Annotated in this window: 17 protein-coding genes; 12 read left to right on the forward strand and 5 right to left on the reverse strand. The window is 59.3% G+C overall.

Annotated features, from left to right (window positions below; all coding sequences use genetic code 11):
• Nucleotides 1-130 precede the first annotated feature (130 nt).
• Nucleotides 131-1,696 carry a PucR family transcriptional regulator gene (locus CI807_RS18585; protein ID WP_016977322.1) on the forward strand — a complete coding sequence of 522 codons (1,566 nt, stop codon included), beginning with the start codon at nt 131-133 and terminating at the stop codon, nt 1,694-1,696.
• A gap of 17 nt (nt 1,697-1,713) precedes the next feature.
• Here the strand turns inward: CI807_RS18585 and CI807_RS18590 are convergent, their stop codons facing one another.
• Entirely contained in the window at nt 1,714-2,457 is a 744-nt protein-coding gene (locus CI807_RS18590; RefSeq protein WP_016977321.1) for a haloacid dehalogenase type II, read from the reverse strand.
• Nucleotides 2,458-2,591: 134 nt separating this feature from the next.
• Nucleotides 2,592-3,455, reverse strand: a complete 864-nt coding sequence (locus CI807_RS18595) for a sensor domain-containing diguanylate cyclase (protein WP_095015663.1) — start codon at nt 3,453-3,455, stop codon at nt 2,592-2,594.
• A 193-nt stretch (nt 3,456-3,648) separates the two neighbouring features.
• Between CI807_RS18595 and CI807_RS31465 the strand changes: the two genes are divergently transcribed.
• The 5 genes from CI807_RS31465 (at nt 3,649) to CI807_RS31850 (ending at nt 6,440) form a co-directional block, all read left to right on the forward strand.
• Nucleotides 3,649-3,810: a hypothetical protein gene (locus CI807_RS31465; RefSeq protein ID WP_016977319.1), complete on the forward strand. Its 162-nt coding sequence runs from the start codon at nt 3,649-3,651 to the stop codon at nt 3,808-3,810.
• A 5-nt stretch (nt 3,811-3,815) separates the two neighbouring features.
• The gene (locus CI807_RS18600) at nt 3,816-4,133 is read left to right on the forward strand and encodes a hypothetical protein (protein ID WP_016977318.1); all 318 of its coding nucleotides are present in this window, start codon (nt 3,816-3,818) and stop codon (nt 4,131-4,133) included.
• A gap of 421 nt (nt 4,134-4,554) precedes the next feature.
• Nucleotides 4,555-5,268, forward strand: a complete 714-nt coding sequence (locus CI807_RS18605) for a hypothetical protein (protein WP_095015664.1) — start codon at nt 4,555-4,557, stop codon at nt 5,266-5,268.
• A gap of 134 nt (nt 5,269-5,402) precedes the next feature.
• A complete protein-coding gene (locus CI807_RS18610) occupies nt 5,403-5,672 on the forward strand; it encodes a hypothetical protein (protein WP_095015665.1) in 270 nt (89 codons plus the stop codon).
• 270 nt (nt 5,673-5,942) lie between these two features.
• Nucleotides 5,943-6,440, forward strand: coding sequence for a hypothetical protein (locus CI807_RS31850; RefSeq protein WP_073860010.1), 498 nt, complete (start codon nt 5,943-5,945; stop codon nt 6,438-6,440).
• A gap of 60 nt (nt 6,441-6,500) precedes the next feature.
• Here the strand turns inward: CI807_RS31850 and CI807_RS18620 are convergent, their stop codons facing one another.
• Both CI807_RS18620 and CI807_RS31475 read right to left on the reverse strand, forming a co-directional pair.
• A complete protein-coding gene (locus CI807_RS18620; protein WP_095015666.1) occupies nt 6,501-7,127 on the reverse strand; it encodes a helix-turn-helix domain-containing protein in 627 nt (208 codons plus the stop codon).
• Nucleotides 7,128-7,132: 5 nt separating this feature from the next.
• Nucleotides 7,133-7,291 carry a hypothetical protein gene (locus CI807_RS31475; RefSeq protein WP_177409586.1) on the reverse strand — a complete coding sequence of 53 codons (159 nt, stop codon included), beginning with the start codon at nt 7,289-7,291 and terminating at the stop codon, nt 7,133-7,135.
• 223 nt (nt 7,292-7,514) lie between these two features.
• Between CI807_RS31475 and CI807_RS18625 the strand changes: the two genes are divergently transcribed.
• The 3 genes from CI807_RS18625 (at nt 7,515) to CI807_RS18635 (ending at nt 11,173) form a co-directional block, all read left to right on the forward strand.
• The gene (locus CI807_RS18625) at nt 7,515-9,626 is read left to right on the forward strand and encodes a TonB-dependent receptor domain-containing protein (RefSeq protein ID WP_095015667.1); all 2,112 of its coding nucleotides are present in this window, start codon (nt 7,515-7,517) and stop codon (nt 9,624-9,626) included.
• Nucleotides 9,627-9,701: 75 nt separating this feature from the next.
• Nucleotides 9,702-10,244, forward strand: a complete 543-nt coding sequence (locus tag CI807_RS18630; RefSeq protein ID WP_028616684.1) for a sigma-70 family RNA polymerase sigma factor — start codon at nt 9,702-9,704, stop codon at nt 10,242-10,244.
• On the forward strand, nt 10,241-11,173 hold the full coding sequence (locus CI807_RS18635; RefSeq protein WP_095015668.1) for a FecR family protein: 933 nt from the start codon (nt 10,241-10,243) through the stop codon (nt 11,171-11,173). Before CI807_RS18630 ends, CI807_RS18635 begins: the two co-directional genes overlap by 4 nt.
• Here CI807_RS18635 and CI807_RS18640 read toward each other — a convergent pair.
• Nucleotides 11,170-12,987: a sigma-54-dependent Fis family transcriptional regulator gene (locus CI807_RS18640; protein ID WP_095015669.1), complete on the reverse strand. Its 1,818-nt coding sequence runs from the start codon at nt 12,985-12,987 to the stop codon at nt 11,170-11,172. The genes CI807_RS18635 and CI807_RS18640 overlap by 4 nt on opposite strands.
• A gap of 345 nt (nt 12,988-13,332) precedes the next feature.
• Between CI807_RS18640 and CI807_RS18650 the strand changes: the two genes are divergently transcribed.
• The 3 genes from CI807_RS18650 to CI807_RS18660 are packed head-to-tail and all read left to right on the forward strand — an operon-like array spanning nt 13,333 to nt 16,387.
• Complete coding sequence (locus tag CI807_RS18650; RefSeq protein WP_095015671.1) at nt 13,333-14,427, forward strand: ABC transporter ATP-binding protein; 1,095 nt, start codon at nt 13,333-13,335, stop codon at nt 14,425-14,427.
• Nucleotides 14,427-15,524, forward strand: coding sequence for an ABC transporter ATP-binding protein (locus CI807_RS18655; RefSeq protein ID WP_095015672.1), 1,098 nt, complete (start codon nt 14,427-14,429; stop codon nt 15,522-15,524). The genes CI807_RS18650 and CI807_RS18655 overlap by 1 nt, the downstream gene beginning before the upstream one ends.
• Nucleotides 15,521-16,387, forward strand: a complete 867-nt coding sequence (locus CI807_RS18660) for a carbohydrate ABC transporter permease (RefSeq protein ID WP_010209674.1) — start codon at nt 15,521-15,523, stop codon at nt 16,385-16,387. The genes CI807_RS18655 and CI807_RS18660 overlap by 4 nt, the downstream gene beginning before the upstream one ends.
• The last annotated feature ends 3 nt before the right edge of the window (nt 16,388-16,390 follow it).

Below are 16,390 nucleotides of genomic sequence, written 5' to 3' on the forward strand. Positions count from 1 at the left end.
AATAGGTGATTTTGGCTGGCCTGTGTCTTTAAAGTGACACGCTCGTAAGACCGCTGAGAGCCTCCAGCGTGTTAATCAATGCCCCAGGCAAGCCAGGGGGACTCGTTCAGCCTCCTGCCATGGACACACAATGAAACTATCAACTGCACTTGAGCAGACCATCCTGCGACAGGCGACTGTCGTCGCGGGCGCCAAGGGGCTGGATAGGCAAATCAGCTGGGTTCATATCATTGATCACCCCGACATCACCCACTGGTTGAAGGCGGGTGACGTGTTGCTCACCACCGGCTACAACTGGCCGCAGGAGGATGAGGCCAGTCGCGTCCTGGTACGCACACTGAACGACCTTGGACTGGCTGGCGTGGTGCTGGCGGTCCCGCATTTTCGTGATCATTTTTCCGCGGCGACCATCGCCGAGGCGCAGTGCTGCGACTTCCCCCTGTTGGAGTTGCCTTGGGAGGTGCCCTTCAGCGAGATCACACAGGAGGTGCTGGCCAAAATCATCAACTTGCAAACCGAGATCATCCAGCGCTCGGACCTGATTCATCGCAAGTTGACCCGGGCAGCCATCGAGGCTGACAACCTCGACAGCCTCGGTAATGCATTGGCCAGTGCATTGGAGGTTTCTGCGCTGGTGGTATCGGCATCCGGGACGATTCTGAGTGGTCACGACATCGATACCACAGAGCAATTCGAACGGGAGTTGATCGCCAAATTCATTGACGAACGGCCCCTTGAGCACCGTTTCGATGAGTCCCAGACCCTGGCGATCACACTCACCTGGCCTCACCCGCGGTTCAGGCTGGGTTGCGCCATCTGGTTGCAGGGGGAGGTGGCCGGCATTGTCTGGCTCGAGAGCACGCAGGACCTGTTTGAAGAAGTGCATTCCCGGGCGCTTGAACACGCCGCCGTTATCGCGGCGTTGCACCTTTCGCATCAGCGAGAGCTGTTGGATCAGGAAACGCGGCTGGGGCACGCCCTGGTAGCGGGGCTTTTGGAAGGCAAGTTTCCGGAAACCCCCAGTGCGATCGAGCGCGCCCTGGTTTCGGGCTGGAGCGAAACACGCGACTACAGAATCTGCCTGGTGCTGTTGGACGAACCCATCCCGCTCAGTCTTGAGGGCTTCAAGCGGCGCAAGGAGAAAACAGCTCGCGTCTTCAACCTGATGGTGGCGAACAGTGTTTCACCGTTGATTTCGGTTTCACTCAATCAGATCAGCTTCATCATTCCGGCAACCCTGGCGCCTGAGTCGCTGTGGAAGCAGTTGCGTCACGACGGCGGTGCGATGGCTGTCAGTCGCACGCATCGGGGGATTTCAGGCATGGCGCAGGGCGCTGAAGATGTCGCGGCCCTGGTGCCCTTGCTCCGCCCAGGGCGCCTGCATGTGTTTAATGAGGTGTTGTTTCCTCGCGCCCTGATGGGCGACAAGAAGGCCAGGGTGATGCTCCTTCAGCAGATGATCGAGCCCTTGGCCAATCGCAAGAACGGCACCCTGTTGCTTGAGACGGTCTGTGCGCTGTCGCGAGAAGGCTTCCAACTGGCCAATACGGCCAAAGCGCTCGACGTGCACATCAGCACGTTGCGCTACCGGCTGGCGCGCATTGAAAAAATCCTGGATCTCTCCCTGGAAAACCCGGAAGCACGCTTTCAAATACAGGTGGCGGCAGAAATGTATCGACTGGAACATGACGAGTGAGCGTGGCAATCGCCTCGCTATGCCTTGGCATTTCGGGCGTGTTCACCGACCAGCTTCTGATGGCTTTCGACCATTTTGGCCAAGCTGATGAAGCGGAAGTTATAGGTCGCTTCGGTCGCCGGGACATGAATAGCACCAAAACCCTCTTTGTCATGGCGACGATGAATCCATGAGCTTGCCAAGCCTGCCGCGTTGGCCGGCACATGGTCGTGATACAGGCTTTCCGCGACGTGGAGGATGGATTTTTTTTCGAAGCCCAGGGTGTACAGGGCGTCCATCAAGTACGCGAAATTCTTCGGATCGGGTTTGTAGGAGCCCACATCCTGAGCGGTGACGACACAATCGAACTCGACGCCCAGCTTGACCTTGCTGAATTCAAACTCGCCACGATCGATGTTGGATAAGATGGCAAGTTTGTAATGCTGCTTGAAATAGTGCAGCGCATTGAGGGAGTCGGGGAAGGGCGGCCAGTCTTTCACTGATGTTCCGAAGGCCTCGCGCTCCTTCTCGTCGCTGTCGAGCTTCCATTCTTTGGCGATGCGGTCGTAGACCTTGCGCAGAATGTCCGAGTAGAGGGCCGTAGGTGTGGTTTTTTGCTGAGGTGATTCATGCCGGCCGAACACCTCGAGAATCTGATCGCGCGTGAGGTTTTTCCCGGATCTCGCAGCCAGTGGTTTCAGAGCGTTGAATATTCCGGTTTCCCAATCGATCAACGTGCCATAGCAGTCAAAGCTAAGGACCTCAAAATCTGTCAGTTTCATGTTCGGCCTCATTCGTCGCCTGTTCTTGAAAGGTGCGCAGGGTTGATCAGGCGCTATAGCAGCAGGTGATCATAGCGCGTCGTTCTCGGGCGGGTTTCCTAGGAAAGATAGGAATTCTGAGCGGTGTGCTTCCATCATTCAGCCGCAAGCCGCAACCTTTTGACCCGATACATCTCCCCATCCGCATGACTCAACAGTGTATCCGCGTCCTCCCCATCCGCCGGGTAAAACGCCACGCCGACGCTGCAGGATGGCATCTTCACCCCGCCAAACTCGGCACCCAGCGGCTCCGCCATGACCGCCAGTATCTGCTCTACCTTTCCAGCCACTGCATTCTGCGACGGGGTATCCGTAATCAGCACCGTGAATTCATCCCCGCCCATCCGGGCCACCAGGTCGCTCTCGCGCGCGCAGCGCTCCAGTCGTCGTGCAATCACACAGAGCATGCGATCGCCCATGGCATGGCCATGTACATCGTTGATGCCCTTGAAGTCATTGATGTCCAGAAACAACAGCGCGAGGGTGTGGTTATGAGTTTTTGCGGTGTGCAGGGCGCTGTCGAGGCGCTGATTGAACAGCGATCGGTTGGTGAGTGCCGTCAGCGGATCATGATGGGCGAGAAAGCGTAATTCTTCCTCGGCCTGGGTGAGCGCCGTCACATCCCGCGCGACACCGATCCGCGCACCGACGTCCTTGGACCAGAAGGCCGCCCACAGGATGTGCACGACGCTGCCATCCTTGCGCAGGTAACGATTGCGGAAGTCGACGTGGGGTTGGCCATTCATGACCCGCACAATGGAAGCGCGGGTGCGCGCCAGGTCTTCAGGGTGCATGTAGTCGGTAATCAGGGTGCCGGTCAACTCTTGGGCACGGTAGCCGAGCAGGGCCTCGCAGGCATCGCTCACGAAGACAATCTGGTTATCGCTGTCGACGACGAAGACCGTATCCAGCATCAAGTGGATCAGTTTGGGATAAAGGGCTTGCAGGTCAACAGGCATGGGGCATAGGGCGTCCGGTTCAGATGGCCGATCATAGCCCGATCATCACGTAAGGCGGCTAGGGGGATTGCACATTTTTAATGCCGTTCATGCCAATTATGCCCCGAGTGTTCAAAACCGCCGGCCAACCGTATGATCGGAGCCAGCGCCTTATCGAGGCGCCGAGACTCACCCCTGATATAAGGACATGAGCATGCAAAAGCACTTCGGCAATTCAGGCCTGTTCAAGGCTGCTTCGTATCTCTGCGACGAAACCCTCGGCAGCGGCATTGCCCGCTGGGAGTTGAAAAACAGTGCGTTGAATACGAAGGAGTTTTTGATATGTCCAAAGAATTACTCGGAGTTTCTGCTCTAGGATTGATGATCGTTGGTGAGTTTTGTGCAATCTACAGTGAGGTGGTAACCGCAAGGTTGGCTCAAGCCAGTGACGGTTCATGGCAGGCGTTCATCATGCCGGTGGTGGTGATGTGCTTCGCGGGGCTTTGTCTATTGGGCGCTTATTGGCTGGGGTATCTAGCGGTCGGTGATATCTGGGTGGTCACGGTGGTTTCCGTGACGTCGTTATTGCTGCTGGAGCCGATCGTGATCTGGGCGTTGTTCCAGGAGTTCCCCGGGCGAGGCGCATTGATCGGGTTTTGCCTGGGCGCTCTGGGCATGCTGGCCACTGTCTTGCTGTAGCTGCACGTTCTGGCCCGGCATTCGAATGTCGGGCCAGGTTCAGGTGGGTCGTTGACAATACCTTCCTCCGCCGCAATTGCAGCTGGGTATTAAAGCGATGACACGCAGCTCAGCAAAAAAGCTGTGCCACCGAAAGCAGGCAAATCATCTGAACAACCATTTGTGCACGAATTGGATGTTTCATTGCCGTCACCCTTATGTACTGCCGTTTTAATGAGTATAGAGACTGAATAGAATTATTCAGAATCAAGCCCATTCATCTGCCCAGCGGTCTTTGGTTACAACTATCTACCCCAGCCATTGCACTTTTCTGGAATTCTCCGCTCTATCCTTGTCCCAGCCCCGCCGATCTCCCGCGTGGGCAGATGAACCAGATCGGGTGCCGATGGATCGCACGTTTCCTTGTTTCAATCGTCGACGAATGTACCAGCCCATGCTGCTGGTAGCCTTGTTAATGCTCTGTGCCAGCGGTTGCAGCCAGCAACAGGGTCGGGATATCGCCAAGCAATTCAGCAATGGCAAGCCCGATGAGTTCTTCCAGACCAGCGTCGATCGCATGGCAACGCTGGGCATGCGCGACAATCTGCAAAGCCTGTATGTGTTGATGAACAAGCTCTATCTGCGTAATCCCAGCCAGTGGCGGCAGTCGGGGTACCCGGACGCGGTGACGGCAGCGCGCAAGATTCGCCAAGCCATTGAGCAGCGTCAATCCCTCCCGGCGCTGGGCGATCGGCGTGATCTGGCGGCGCTGAGCTATTCCTTGGGGCCGGACTTCAAGGGCGACCGGGTCGGCGCTTTCATCTATGCCATCGGCAGCATGATCGTGACCGCCCACGGTGGACGTACCGAGTTCTACATCACCGACTCGATCAATCCGCAGTTTGTCAGTAATGCCGCGCGCAATATCGAGAAGGCCACCTGGCTGCTGAGTAAGCGCCAGGATGCGAATGGCGTTCTGCTGTTGTTTTCCAATGAGATCTCGGAGGAGGGCAGCAACCTCAGTTTTGCGGTGGAGTTCGGCAAGATTGTCGCGCGCCTTGACCTGCTGACCCAAATGCTCGATGAGCGCTACCGGCGCATTGGTCTGAACTATGCGCAGAGTCTGTTGCTGATGAATTTCTTGCCGGTGCAGTAAACGGGGTAGCGTCAGGATAAATGTACGGCGTTTCCCTTTTCTATGTAGGACTCGGCCTATCTTGACGCCCCATGCTTGAAACACTTCACGCTCATCAATAGCCTCGGATTTTTCTGAAATCTGAGGCCTTTACCATGGGTAAGCGAAAAACGGTTTGGCCTACTGAAAGAGAAATACGCTTGCGTTTTATCCTGTTTGCAGTGATCGACGCGGCGAGTGTTCAGGGTGTTTGCGCCGAACTGTTGTTGCCTGCGGACAAACTCCTGCGTGATTCTCCGACCGAGGTGCAGTTGCTCGATGCTCTGCGCGAGATCCTGGCGACGGATGAAATGGAGGGTTTCAGGCTTACGCCAGGGTCGGAAGCCGATGAATTGATGCAAATGCTGATGCGACCTACACGTTAAGCGCGTCCTGTTAGATCGTTTATTTCCATAACGTTGGTCGACATTCCTATGGCGAATATCCATGGCGTCGGTTTGGCTCTCTTAACAATCGCGTCGGATGTAATAGCGTCCAAGTGTCTACTATCACATCCAATGTCACTGTTTTATTCAACTAAGCTTCCCTCCGAACACCCATTCCTGCTGCTCTGTCGCCGTCTTGTGCCGCCGTTCTCCGGCTTTAGAATCGGCGCCAGAACTTACTCATTTCCTGTCGATTACGGAGTTTCGAAGATGATGAATGCCATGCAGATGCCAATGAACACCGCCATGCCAATGATGCCGATGATGGGCATGCCGATGATGATGGCTACCATGAAATGCGAAATGGCCGCGGACGCCATGATGTGCACCATGAAGCCGGCCGCCGGTATGGACATGGCTCAGTTCAAGACCAACGCCGAAATGATGGCGATGATGATGAACTGCGGCATGCCGATGATGATGCAGTGCGCCAACATGTCGATGATGTGCATGTCGGCCGATGCCATGGCCATGATGACGGGCATGAACATGATGCCGATGATGGGCATGCCAATGCCGATGATGAAGTGCGTGATGGAATGCACCCTGATGGGTGACAGCATGATGTGCAAAATGATGCCAATGCCGGGCATGAGCATGGACATGATGAAAAACTGCTGCATGCTGATGAACAAAATGATGAACGACTGCGCAATGCCGATGATGATGAGCTGCAACGGCATGCCGATGATGTGCTGCACCTGCTGATAGGTCCGGCGCAATAAAAAACGCCCCGATTATTCGGGGCGTTTTGCATTTCAATCCAGGTCAATCCAGGCGCTCGGGGTAAGTGATCACCAGGAAGGCCACCGCCTCGCTGTCTGCCGGGTTGCGGTAGCGGTGGGGCTGATCGGCGTAGAACAGGATCGAGTCGCCGGTAGCAAGGAGGTAGCGCTCATCGTTGACCCTGACCTCCAGCACCCCTTGGGCCACCACCAGGTTTTCCTGGATGCCGGGCCCGTGGCCTGCGGAAATTTCCTCGCCCAGCGCCCGCAGGCGGATTTCGTAGAACTCTGACTGGCGCGCCGTATCGTAGGGGAACAACGCTCGGCTGATAAACGCACCATCGGCACTGACCAGGCGCTTGCTCTGTTGCGCCGGCAGCACCTCCACCCCCTCAAATGCTCGGTCCTCCAGAAACGCCGCCACCGACACCTTCAGACCCTTGGCAATCTTGCACAGCACCTTGATCGACGGCACGCTGCGCCCGGACTCAATCTGCGCCAGCATCGCCCGGCTCACGCCACAGGCGCGCGCCAATCCATCCAGGGACAAATGGCGTTTACTGCGCAGGCGTTGCAGGTTGTGGGCTACGCACTGGCTGATCACATCGTCGTCGGTGCCGGGCTTGGGCAGCGGTTCAGGTGGTTCGGGAATCACGTGCAGGAAATTCATCGGCCTTACGCCCGGCGCGTATCGCTGGACGGGGCGGCTTGAGCGGTAAACACCGCCAGTCCGGCACGCGCTGCGTACATCGCCCACATCAACTCGGCCGCTGCACGCGCCTGGCGGCGTTTACGGTGGAGTGTGAAGTCGATGACGGCGGCGGATACTGGCATGGGGGCGATCTCTGGGTACGTGGGTGACTCAGTGACTCCACAGTAATGTGTGGCGGTTATTTCCTTAAATACTAAGTTTGCATGTAGTAATTCGATTTCGGACTTAGCAAAGAATCCCGGTCCGACGCTGTTGTAGGAAGGGTCTGGTCCGTTAATTAGGAGTGACCTGGTGGGCGTCCCAGCCTTCCCACCACGTGCCCCCCGAATTCCAAGGACCTGCCCAATGCTGTTGCGCCACCCTCCGTTGCTGTTTGCCGCCCTGACGTTAAGCTCGCTGGTGCATGCCGAAGACCTGCAATTGGCCCCGGTCGAAGTCACCAGCAGCGAAGCCAGCGCCGGTGAAGTGGCCGAGGCGCAGCTCAAGAGCGTGCCCGGTGGCACCAACTACATCGACATGAATAGTGTGCAGCAGGGTCGGGTGAGCACCAACGAAGACGTGTTCAAGTACCAGGCCGGGGTATACGCCAAGGCGGCGAACAACGAAGGGGTTAAGCTCTCGATTCGTGGCTCGGGCCTGAACCGCAGCCCCGGTTCCCATGCCTCCGGCCTATACGAAATGTTCGACGGCCTGCCGCTGACCGGCCCTGGCGGTACACCTTATGAGCTGAAAGACCCGTTGTGGCAAAGCCGCGTCGAGGTGCTGCGGGGCGCCAACGGTTTTGACCAGGGTGCCTTGGCCCTCGGCGGCGCCGTCAACTACGTGACGCGCACCGGCTACGACGCACCCAAGCTGCAACTGCGCTATGAAGCGGGCAGCAAAGGCTACGCCCAGCGCGAGATCAGCTCGGGCCAGGTGCTCGGGGACGCCGACTACTACATTAGCCTCACCGACTCCGAGTCCGACGGCTACCAGCGCCAGAGCGCCGGCACCGGCAAGGGCGTGGCCGCGAACTTCGGCTACCGGTTCAACCCGGACCTGGAAACCCGTTTCTACTTCCGTTACCGCGAAACCACCAACGACACCCCCGGTAAACTCACGCGCAGCCAGATCAGCCACGACCCACGCGCGGCCAACAGCCTCAACGCCGCCCGCGACTCCAAGCGCCTGCAACCGGGGTCTACCTGGATCGCCAACAAAACCACCTTGCAACTGGATGACAATGCCCGGGTCGAAGTCGGCCTGGCGTACCACGACTACCCGATGGACCTGCGCGAAGGCACCAACCGGCTGAAAGTCGCCTACACCGATGTCAGCAGCACCCTCAATTACATTCGCCAGGACACGCTGTTCGGCCACGACAGCAAAACCACCGTTGGCCTGCGCACCACCCAGGCGATGCCCAATAACGGCGCGTCGGAGTATGTGCGCACGCCGGCCGGCAACACGGCAACCTACGTGCCCGGCACCAAGACCCGTGACTACAGCTACCTGGGTTCCGACACCGTGCTGCATGTCGGTAACGACCTCGAACTGGTCCCCGACCTGTGGCTGACCACCGGCCTGGCGGCGATCTACACGCGTCGCGAGACCCAAGTCACCTATCCAGAAGGGCAGGCGCCGCTCAGTCAACATGACTGGGACTATGCGCCGCGTGTCGGCTTGCGTTATGACTTCACCCCGCAACTGCAGGTGTACGGCAACCTGAGCCGTTCGGTCGAGCCGCCACATGCGTGGTCGATGATCTGGGGTTCGAACAGATACTTTGCGAGTGGCCCGGCCAAAGGCTTGGCACGTGAAGGCGTGAGCCTGAACAACCAGACCGCCACCACCCTGGAAATCGGCGGCCGTGGTGAAGCATGGCTCGGCCAGTGGGACCTGGCGCTGTACCGCTCCGAAGTACGCCACGAATTGCTCACCGTGGAAACCCAGGCCCAGACGTCGACCAGCAACGCCATCGTCGCTGAAAACAACGCCAGCCCGACGATTCACCAGGGCGTGGAGTTGAGCCTGCTGAGCCCGTTGTGGGAGGGCGGCCGCAACGGCCAGCTCACTCTGCGCCAGGCCTACACCTTCAGCGACTTCCATTACCGTGATGACGACCGTTTCGGCGACAACACCTTGCCGGGCATCCCCAAGCACTACTATCAGGCGCAAGTGCGCTACAGCCATCCGACCGGTTTCTACACCAGCCTCAACACCGAGCATTCATCCAGAGTGTCGGTGGACTACGCCAACTCCTACTACGCCGCGTCCTACACCCTTCTCGGCGCCACCTTCGGCTACGACGCCCCCCAGCAGGATTGGCAAGCCTGGGTCGACCTGCGCAACCTCACCAACCGGCGTTACGCCAATACCGTCACACCGGGGTATGACGATAAAGGCCTGGATGTCGCGCGTTCCACCCCGGCGGATGGCCGTGGTATCTACACCGGCGTCTCCTGGAGCTGGCGCTGAGCCCTTGCCCAAACCCCTTTTTACTGGCATTGTCTGCGCAATTGGCAACTATTCCCATTTGAGATCTTTTTGCGCATGCATGACATTCCGGCCGCGCTGGGCGACTCCGTCCGGCAGCAGACCCTTACGGCGATGTACAGCGAGCACCACGGTTGGTTGCATGGCTGGCTGCGCAAGAAGCTCGGGTGTTCCCAACATGCTGCTGACCTTGCCCATGACGCCTTCATTCGCGTCTTGATGCTGGCCGAACCCCAACAGATCAAAGAGCCGCGCGCGTTCCTGGCCACCACGGCCGGGCGGTTGCTGATCGATGGCGCCCGTCGTCGTCGCATCGAAAAAGCCTACATGGAAGCTCTGGTGATCCAGAGCGAAGACGCCGGCATGCCCGACCCGGCCGCTATTCATGTGGCGCTGCAAGCCCTGGAACGCATTGCTGAGATGCTTGCCGGATTGCCGGCCAAGGCGCGCGAAGCGTTCCTCTTGAGTCGTCTCGATGGGCTGACCTACAGCGAAATCGCCACACGTCTGGACGTGTCACCCAGCACCGTCAAAAACTACATATCCAGTGCCCTGGTGCACTGCTACCACAGCCTGCACCCGGCAGACCCGCTGGCATGAGTTCCGAACAGATCATCCAGCAAGCGGCGCAGTGGCTGACCCGCCTGCACGACGAAAACGTCACCGAAGCCGACCGCCAGGCGTTCAACACCTGGCGGTCGGCCGACCCGCGTCACGCCGTGGCTATCGAACGCATGGGCGCACTCTGGGGCAGCCTCGATACGCTGCCGGCCAAACCCGCACGCATGGCCCTGAACCGCGCATTCGCCCCACGACGTCCGCGCGGTGCGCAAGTGGTGGGCTTGCTCGGCGTAGTCCTGTGCGGCTGGCTGGGCCTGCAACACCTGCCGGTCTGGATGGCCGACCAGCGCACCGGCGTTGGCGAGCGCCGCCAGATTGCCCTCGAAGACGGCAGCCAGTTGCAGCTCAACAGCAATTCGGCAGTAGACGTGAAATTCGACGGCCATCAACGGGTCATCGAACTGCTGCAAGGCGAACTCTGGGTGGACGTGGCCAAGGATGCGCAACGGCCTTTTGTGGTGCGAACCGACCAGGGCACGGCCACGGCATTGGGCACGCGTTATCTGGTCAAGCGTGCGGCGGACGGCACCACGGTGGTCACGGTGATCGAGTCCACCGTCGCGGTCAAAGGCGACACGAGTGACGGGGTCAAGGTCACGGCTGGCCAACGTTCGGTTCTCGACCACGGTCGTGCCCAAGCGCCGCAAGCCATCGGCAACAATGACCCGGACGCCTGGACCCGTGGCCTGCTCAAGGTCAATGACCAACCCTTGAGTGAGGTGCTGCAAACCCTCGCCAGCTACCGCCACGGCATGCTGCGCTTCGATCCCCAGGCCTTGCAGAACCTGCGGGTGTCCGGCGTGTTCAAGCTGGATGACACGGCGGCGGCGCTGTCGTCACTGGCGGACAACCTGCCGATCCAGGTGGAGTACTTCACCGACCTGTTGGTGGTGGTCAAGCCGCGCTAGCTTTCGTTCTGGCGCAGGCGTTTGTACAGGGTATTGCGGCTTACCCCGAGCTCCCGCGCCAGGTGGGAGATGTTGCCGCCGGCGGCCTTCAAGCGCTGGTTCAGATCGATGCTGTCATCCAGGTATTCACTGGCGGGCAGCGGCGGCTCCACCTTCAAGTCGACAAAAAAATCATCCGGCAGATGCTCTGCGCGGATCGGTTGCTCTTCGGCCATGGCCAGCGCCACCTGCAACACGCTGCTCACCTGACGAAGATTCCCCGGCCACGGATGCCGCTCAAACAGCGCCAGCACTTCGGCGCTCAGGCCCGCCCATTGCGTCGGCTCGCGGTGCTGCTGCCACAGTTGCTGAAACAGTGCCTGCTTGTCGGTGCGTTCGCGCAACGGCGGCAGTTCCAGGGTCAGGCCGCCGATGCGGTAGTACAAGTCCTCACGAAAACGCCCGGCCTGCACCAAATCCCGCAGCGCACGGTTGGTGGCCGAGATGATGCGCAAGTCCACCGGAAACAACTCGCTGCTGCCCACCGGCTGCACGCAGCGTTCCTGTAGCACCCGCAGTAGACGCGCCTGGGTCGGCAGGGGCATATCGCCGATTTCATCGAGAAACAGCGTGCCCTTGTCGGCCTTGCGGATCAGGCCGATGCTGCCTTTCTGGTTGGCGCCAGTGAACGCGCCTTTTTCGTAGCCGAACAGCTCCGATTCCACCAGCTCAGCCGGAATCGCCGCACAGTTCACCGCGATAAACGCCTTCTGGCTGCGCGAGCTGGCCTGGTGCAGGGCTTTGACGAACACTTCCTTGCCCACGCCAGTTTCGCCGTGGATCAGCAGCGGAATGTCCTTTTCCAATAAACGTTCGGCCTGGCGCACGGCTTTTTCCACGCGCACATCGCCAAAATGCAAGGTCTTGAGGCCAATCGGCGCCGGCTTCGGTGGCGTCGGTTCGGTGAACACGCGTGCCTGCACCGGCATCTGCTTGGGGCGTCTGAGCAAGCACTGGAAACGGTTGCGTCCCGCGGCTTGTAGGGAGAAGGGCAGCCCTTCCGGCTGGTTCAACAACTCCAGCAATGACACCTTGAACAAACTGTCGATCATCACCCGCGACAAGCTGATACCCAGCAGGTTGTCGGCACGCCGGTTGGCCGACAACACCTGGCCGCTCTCATCAAAAATCAATAGGCCGGCCCACTGGCTGTCGAGGTTGCTCAGGCCGGTGTTGAAGGTCAGTTGGAAGTGCTCACCGCGAAACAGGTTGAGGATCAGCCGGTTCTCCACGGTCTGGCTCATCATCTTGACCATGCCCAGGGTATGGGAGGGCGGCAGGTAGCTGTCGCTGGACACATCCAGCACCGCGATGATCTCGCGCTGGGCATCGAAGATCGGCGCCGCCGAGCCGGTCATGAAGCGGTTGGCCTTGAGGAAGTGTTCATCGTGCTCGATATGCACGGCCTGGGCACACGCCAGCGCGGTGCCGATGGCATTGGTCCCGCTTGAGCGCTCCATCCAACTGGCCCCAGGGTTGAAACCGCGCGCCAGCTTGGGCTCGATAAAACGCTGGGTGCCCCAACTCGTCAGCACCTGGCCCTGATTGTCGGCCAACATGATCAGGCAATTGGAATTGCTGAGGATGTTCTCGTAATAGGGCAGCACTTCCTGATGGGTGGTCTGCACCAGCGAGTGCTGGCTTTCCAGCAATTGGCTGATGCCCTCGGCGGGGAGTTGGTCGAAGCTGGGCGTGCTCTGGTGGTCCAGGCCGAAGGCGCGGCAACGGCGCCAGGATTCCTGGATAAGGGTGTCGTGAGCCAAGGGTTCGGCCATGGGCGACCTTCTGCTTTTTATTGTTTTTATGGGGGGGATTTCCGCTGTAGGAGCGAGCTTGCTCGCGAAAATATTCAACGATAACGCGCCTATCCTGATTTTACGCGGTGTCCTTGAGTGCTTCGCGAGCAAGCTCGCTCCTACAGAGAAATGCAAAATCTTGTTCAGTGTTGTTCATAACTGTTCATTGTCAACCCCCTGACCTGTTCAGTTGTTCACCCGGATTGTTCACTCCTGAACATCCCGCTTCCCCCATTTCCTTGCACATCAACCACTTGCCGTTTTGGCACGAAACTCGCTCTGACAACTGGCCAGATTCATTCCAATAATAAAAAAGGTCGTGTCATGTCATTGACCCTGGAAAATGTCTCCCGCGTTGTCGAAGGCCAGACCTGGATCGACGACGCCACCCTGCGTTTCGAAGCCGGTTCCTTCAACGTCTTGCTCGGCCGCACCCTGTCCGGCAAAACCAGCCTGATGCGCCTGATGGCCGGCCTGGACAAGCCCAACAGCGGTCGCATCCTGATGAACGGTGTGGACGTCACGCAAAAACCGGTGCGCCTGCGCAACGTGTCGATGGTGTACCAGCAGTTCATCAACTATCCGACCATGACCGTGTTCGAAAACATCGCCTCGCCGTTGCGCCAGGCCGGTGTGTCCAACGAGGTGATCCAGAGCAAGGTGCTGGAAACCGCGAAAATGCTGCGCATCGAAAAATTCCTCCAGCGTCACCCGCTGGAACTCTCCGGCGGCCAGCAGCAACGCACGGCCATGGCCCGTGCGCTGGTCAAGGACGCCGAGCTGATCCTGTTCGACGAGCCGCTGGTAAACCTGGACTACAAACTGCGCGAAGAACTGCGTCAGGAAATGCGCGAGCTGTTCGCCGCGCGCCACACTATTGCCATCTACGCCACCACCGAGCCCAACGAAGCCCTGGCCCTCGGCGGCACCACCACCATCCTGCACGAAGGCCGGGTGATCCAGAGCGGCAAGGCCGCCGAGGTGTATCACCAGCCGCAGACGGTGCTGGCCGCCGAGCTGTTTTCCGAGCCGCCGATCAATCTGATGCCAGGTCGCATCAGCGGCAACGAAGTGAGCTTCGCCAATTTCGTGCACTTCCCGCTGAACGTCGACCTGCGCCCCATTGGCGAAGGCGAGTTCCGTTTCGGCGTACGCCCCAGCCATATCAGCCTGGTGCCGAGCAACGATGACGACCTGGAGCTGGCGGTCACCGTGGAAGTCGCGGAGATCAGCGGTTCGGAAACCTTCCTGCATGTGCGCAGCGAGCATTTCCTACTGGTGCTGCACCTGCCGGGGGTGCACGAATACGACGTCGACGCACCGATCCGTGTGTACATCCCCACCCATAAACTGTTTGTGTTCGATGGTCAGGGCCGTTTGGTCCAAGCCCCCGGACGCCGTGTCGCGAGGGTTGCCTGATGGCCGAGATCCATTTGCAGAACCTGGCGCATAGCTACAGCCCTACGCCGAGTGGTCCGGAGGACTACGCCATCCGGGAAATGAACCACGTGTGGGAGCAGGGCGGGGCCTACGCCTTACTCGGGCCGTCGGGCTGCGGCAAGTCGACCTTGCTCAATATCATCTCCGGCCTGCTCAGCCCGTCCGAAGGCCAGGTGTTGTTCGACACCAAAGTGGTCAACGACCTCACCCCGGAAAAACGCAACATCGCCCAGGTGTTCCAGTTCCCGGTGGTGTACGACACCATGACGGTGTTCGACAACCTGGCGTTCCCGCTGCGTAACCAGGGCATGGCCGAGGCGAAAATTCACAGCAAGGTGCAGGAAATTGCCGAGGTCCTCGACCTGCAAAACCTGCTGAGCAAAAAAGCGCGCAACCTCACCGCAGACGAAAAACAGAAAGTCTCCATGGGTCGCGGCCTGGTGCGTGACGACGTGTCGGCAATCCTGTTCGATGAACCGCTGACGGTGATCGACCCGCACCTCAAGTGGAAACTGCGGCGCAAGCTCAAGCAAATCCACGAGCAGTTCAACATCACCATGGTCTACGTCACCCACGACCAGTTGGAGGCCTCGACCTTCGCCGACAAGATCGCGGTGATGTACGGCGGGCAGATTGTGCAATTCGGCACGCCCCGGGATCTTTTCGAACGGCCTAGCCACACCTTTGTCGGCTATTTCATCGGCAGCCCTGGGATGAATCTGATCGAGGTGCAGGCCGAGGCGGGCGGGGTGCGCTTTGCCGGCACCCATCTACCGTTGTCCGAAGCCCTGCAACAACGGATTGCCAACACCGACTACAAGAAATTACAGGTGGGCATCCGCCCGGAATTCATCCACGTGTGGGACGAGCACAATCCCGACGCGATGCAGGCCGATGTCACACACCTTGAAGACCTTGGCACCTACAAGATCATTACCCTCAACCTGGATGGCGCCTTGCTCAAGGTGCGCCTGGCCGAAGACAAACCGGTGCCCGAAGGCCAGGCCTCCATCAGCTTTCCCGCGCAGTGGCTGATGGTCTATGCCGACGATTACCTGCTGGAGGTGCAGCCATGAACAAGGTGCAGAACAACAAGGCCTGGTGGCTGGTGTTGCCGGTGTTCCTGCTGGTGGCATTCAGTGCGGTGATCCCGATGATGACCGTGGTCAACTACTCGGTGCAGGACATCTTCGACCAGTCCAGCCGCTACTTTGTCGGTGCCGATTGGTACAAGCAGGTGCTGCTCGACCCACGTTTGCATGACTCGCTGCTGCGCCAGTTCATCTACTCGGCCTGCGTGCTGCTGATCGAAATCCCCCTGGGCATCGCCATCGCCCTGACCATGCCGACCAAGGGCCGCTGGTCGTCGCTGGTGCTGATCATCCTCGCCATTCCGCTGCTGATCCCGTGGAACGTGGTGGGTACGATCTGGCAGATTTTTGGGCGCGCCGATATCGGTTTGCTGGGGTACAGCCTCAACGCCCTCGGCATCAGCTACAACTACGCCGCCAACACCATGGACGCCTGGGTCACGGTGTTGGTGATGGACGTATGGCACTGGACGTCGCTGGTGGCGCTGCTCTGCTACTCCGGGCTACGCGCGATTCCGGACGTGTACTACCAGGCTGCGCGAATTGATCGGGCATCGCCTTGGGCGGTGTTCCGACATATCCAGTTGCCGAAGATGAAAAGCGTGCTGCTGATCGCGGTGATGCTGCGCTTCATGGACAGCTTCATGATCTACACCGAGCCGTTCGTCCTCACTGGCGGCGGGCCGGGTAACGCCACCACGTTCCTGAGTCAGACGCTGACCCAGATGGCCGTAGGCCAATTCGACCTGGGCCCGGCGGCCGCCTTCTCGCTGGTGTACTTCCTGATCATCCTGTTGGTGTCCTGGCTGTTCTACACCGCCATGACCCACTCCGACGCCAACCGCTGAGGC

The organism is Pseudomonas sp. NS1(2017) (genome assembly GCF_002269425.1).
Lineage (GTDB): Bacteria > Pseudomonadota > Gammaproteobacteria > Pseudomonadales > Pseudomonadaceae > Aquipseudomonas > Aquipseudomonas reactans.

Excerpts from the sequence above, each read along its gene's own strand:
- CI807_RS18595 (WP_095015663.1), bottom strand. The coding sequence starts at position 3,455 with ATGCCTGTTGACCTGCAAGCCCTTTATCCCAAACTGATCCACTTGATG.
- CI807_RS18620 (WP_095015666.1), bottom strand. The coding sequence starts at position 7,127 with ATGAATTTCCTGCACGTGATTCCCGAACCACCTGAACCGCTGCCCAAG.
- CI807_RS31475 (WP_177409586.1), bottom strand. The coding sequence starts at position 7,291 with ATGCCAGTATCCGCCGCCGTCATCGACTTCACACTCCACCGTAAACGC.
- CI807_RS18650 (WP_095015671.1), top strand. The coding sequence starts at position 13,333 with ATGTCATTGACCCTGGAAAATGTCTCCCGCGTTGTCGAAGGCCAGACC.
- CI807_RS18655 (WP_095015672.1), top strand. The coding sequence starts at position 14,427 with ATGGCCGAGATCCATTTGCAGAACCTGGCGCATAGCTACAGCCCTACG.
- CI807_RS18585 (WP_016977322.1), top strand. The coding sequence starts at position 131 with ATGAAACTATCAACTGCACTTGAGCAGACCATCCTGCGACAGGCGACT.
- CI807_RS18605 (WP_095015664.1), top strand. The coding sequence starts at position 4,555 with ATGTACCAGCCCATGCTGCTGGTAGCCTTGTTAATGCTCTGTGCCAGC.
- CI807_RS18600 (WP_016977318.1), top strand. The coding sequence starts at position 3,816 with ATGATCGTTGGTGAGTTTTGTGCAATCTACAGTGAGGTGGTAACCGCA.
- CI807_RS18640 (WP_095015669.1), bottom strand. The coding sequence starts at position 12,987 with ATGGCCGAACCCTTGGCTCACGACACCCTTATCCAGGAATCCTGGCGC.
- CI807_RS31850 (WP_073860010.1), top strand. The coding sequence starts at position 5,943 with ATGATGAATGCCATGCAGATGCCAATGAACACCGCCATGCCAATGATG.
- CI807_RS18660 (WP_010209674.1), top strand. The coding sequence starts at position 15,521 with ATGAACAAGGTGCAGAACAACAAGGCCTGGTGGCTGGTGTTGCCGGTG.
- CI807_RS18630 (WP_028616684.1), top strand. The coding sequence starts at position 9,702 with ATGCATGACATTCCGGCCGCGCTGGGCGACTCCGTCCGGCAGCAGACC.
- CI807_RS31465 (WP_016977319.1), top strand. The coding sequence starts at position 3,649 with ATGCAAAAGCACTTCGGCAATTCAGGCCTGTTCAAGGCTGCTTCGTAT.
- CI807_RS18610 (WP_095015665.1), top strand. The coding sequence starts at position 5,403 with ATGGGTAAGCGAAAAACGGTTTGGCCTACTGAAAGAGAAATACGCTTG.
- CI807_RS18635 (WP_095015668.1), top strand. The coding sequence starts at position 10,241 with ATGAGTTCCGAACAGATCATCCAGCAAGCGGCGCAGTGGCTGACCCGC.
- CI807_RS18625 (WP_095015667.1), top strand. The coding sequence starts at position 7,515 with ATGCTGTTGCGCCACCCTCCGTTGCTGTTTGCCGCCCTGACGTTAAGC.
- CI807_RS18590 (WP_016977321.1), bottom strand. The coding sequence starts at position 2,457 with ATGAAACTGACAGATTTTGAGGTCCTTAGCTTTGACTGCTATGGCACG.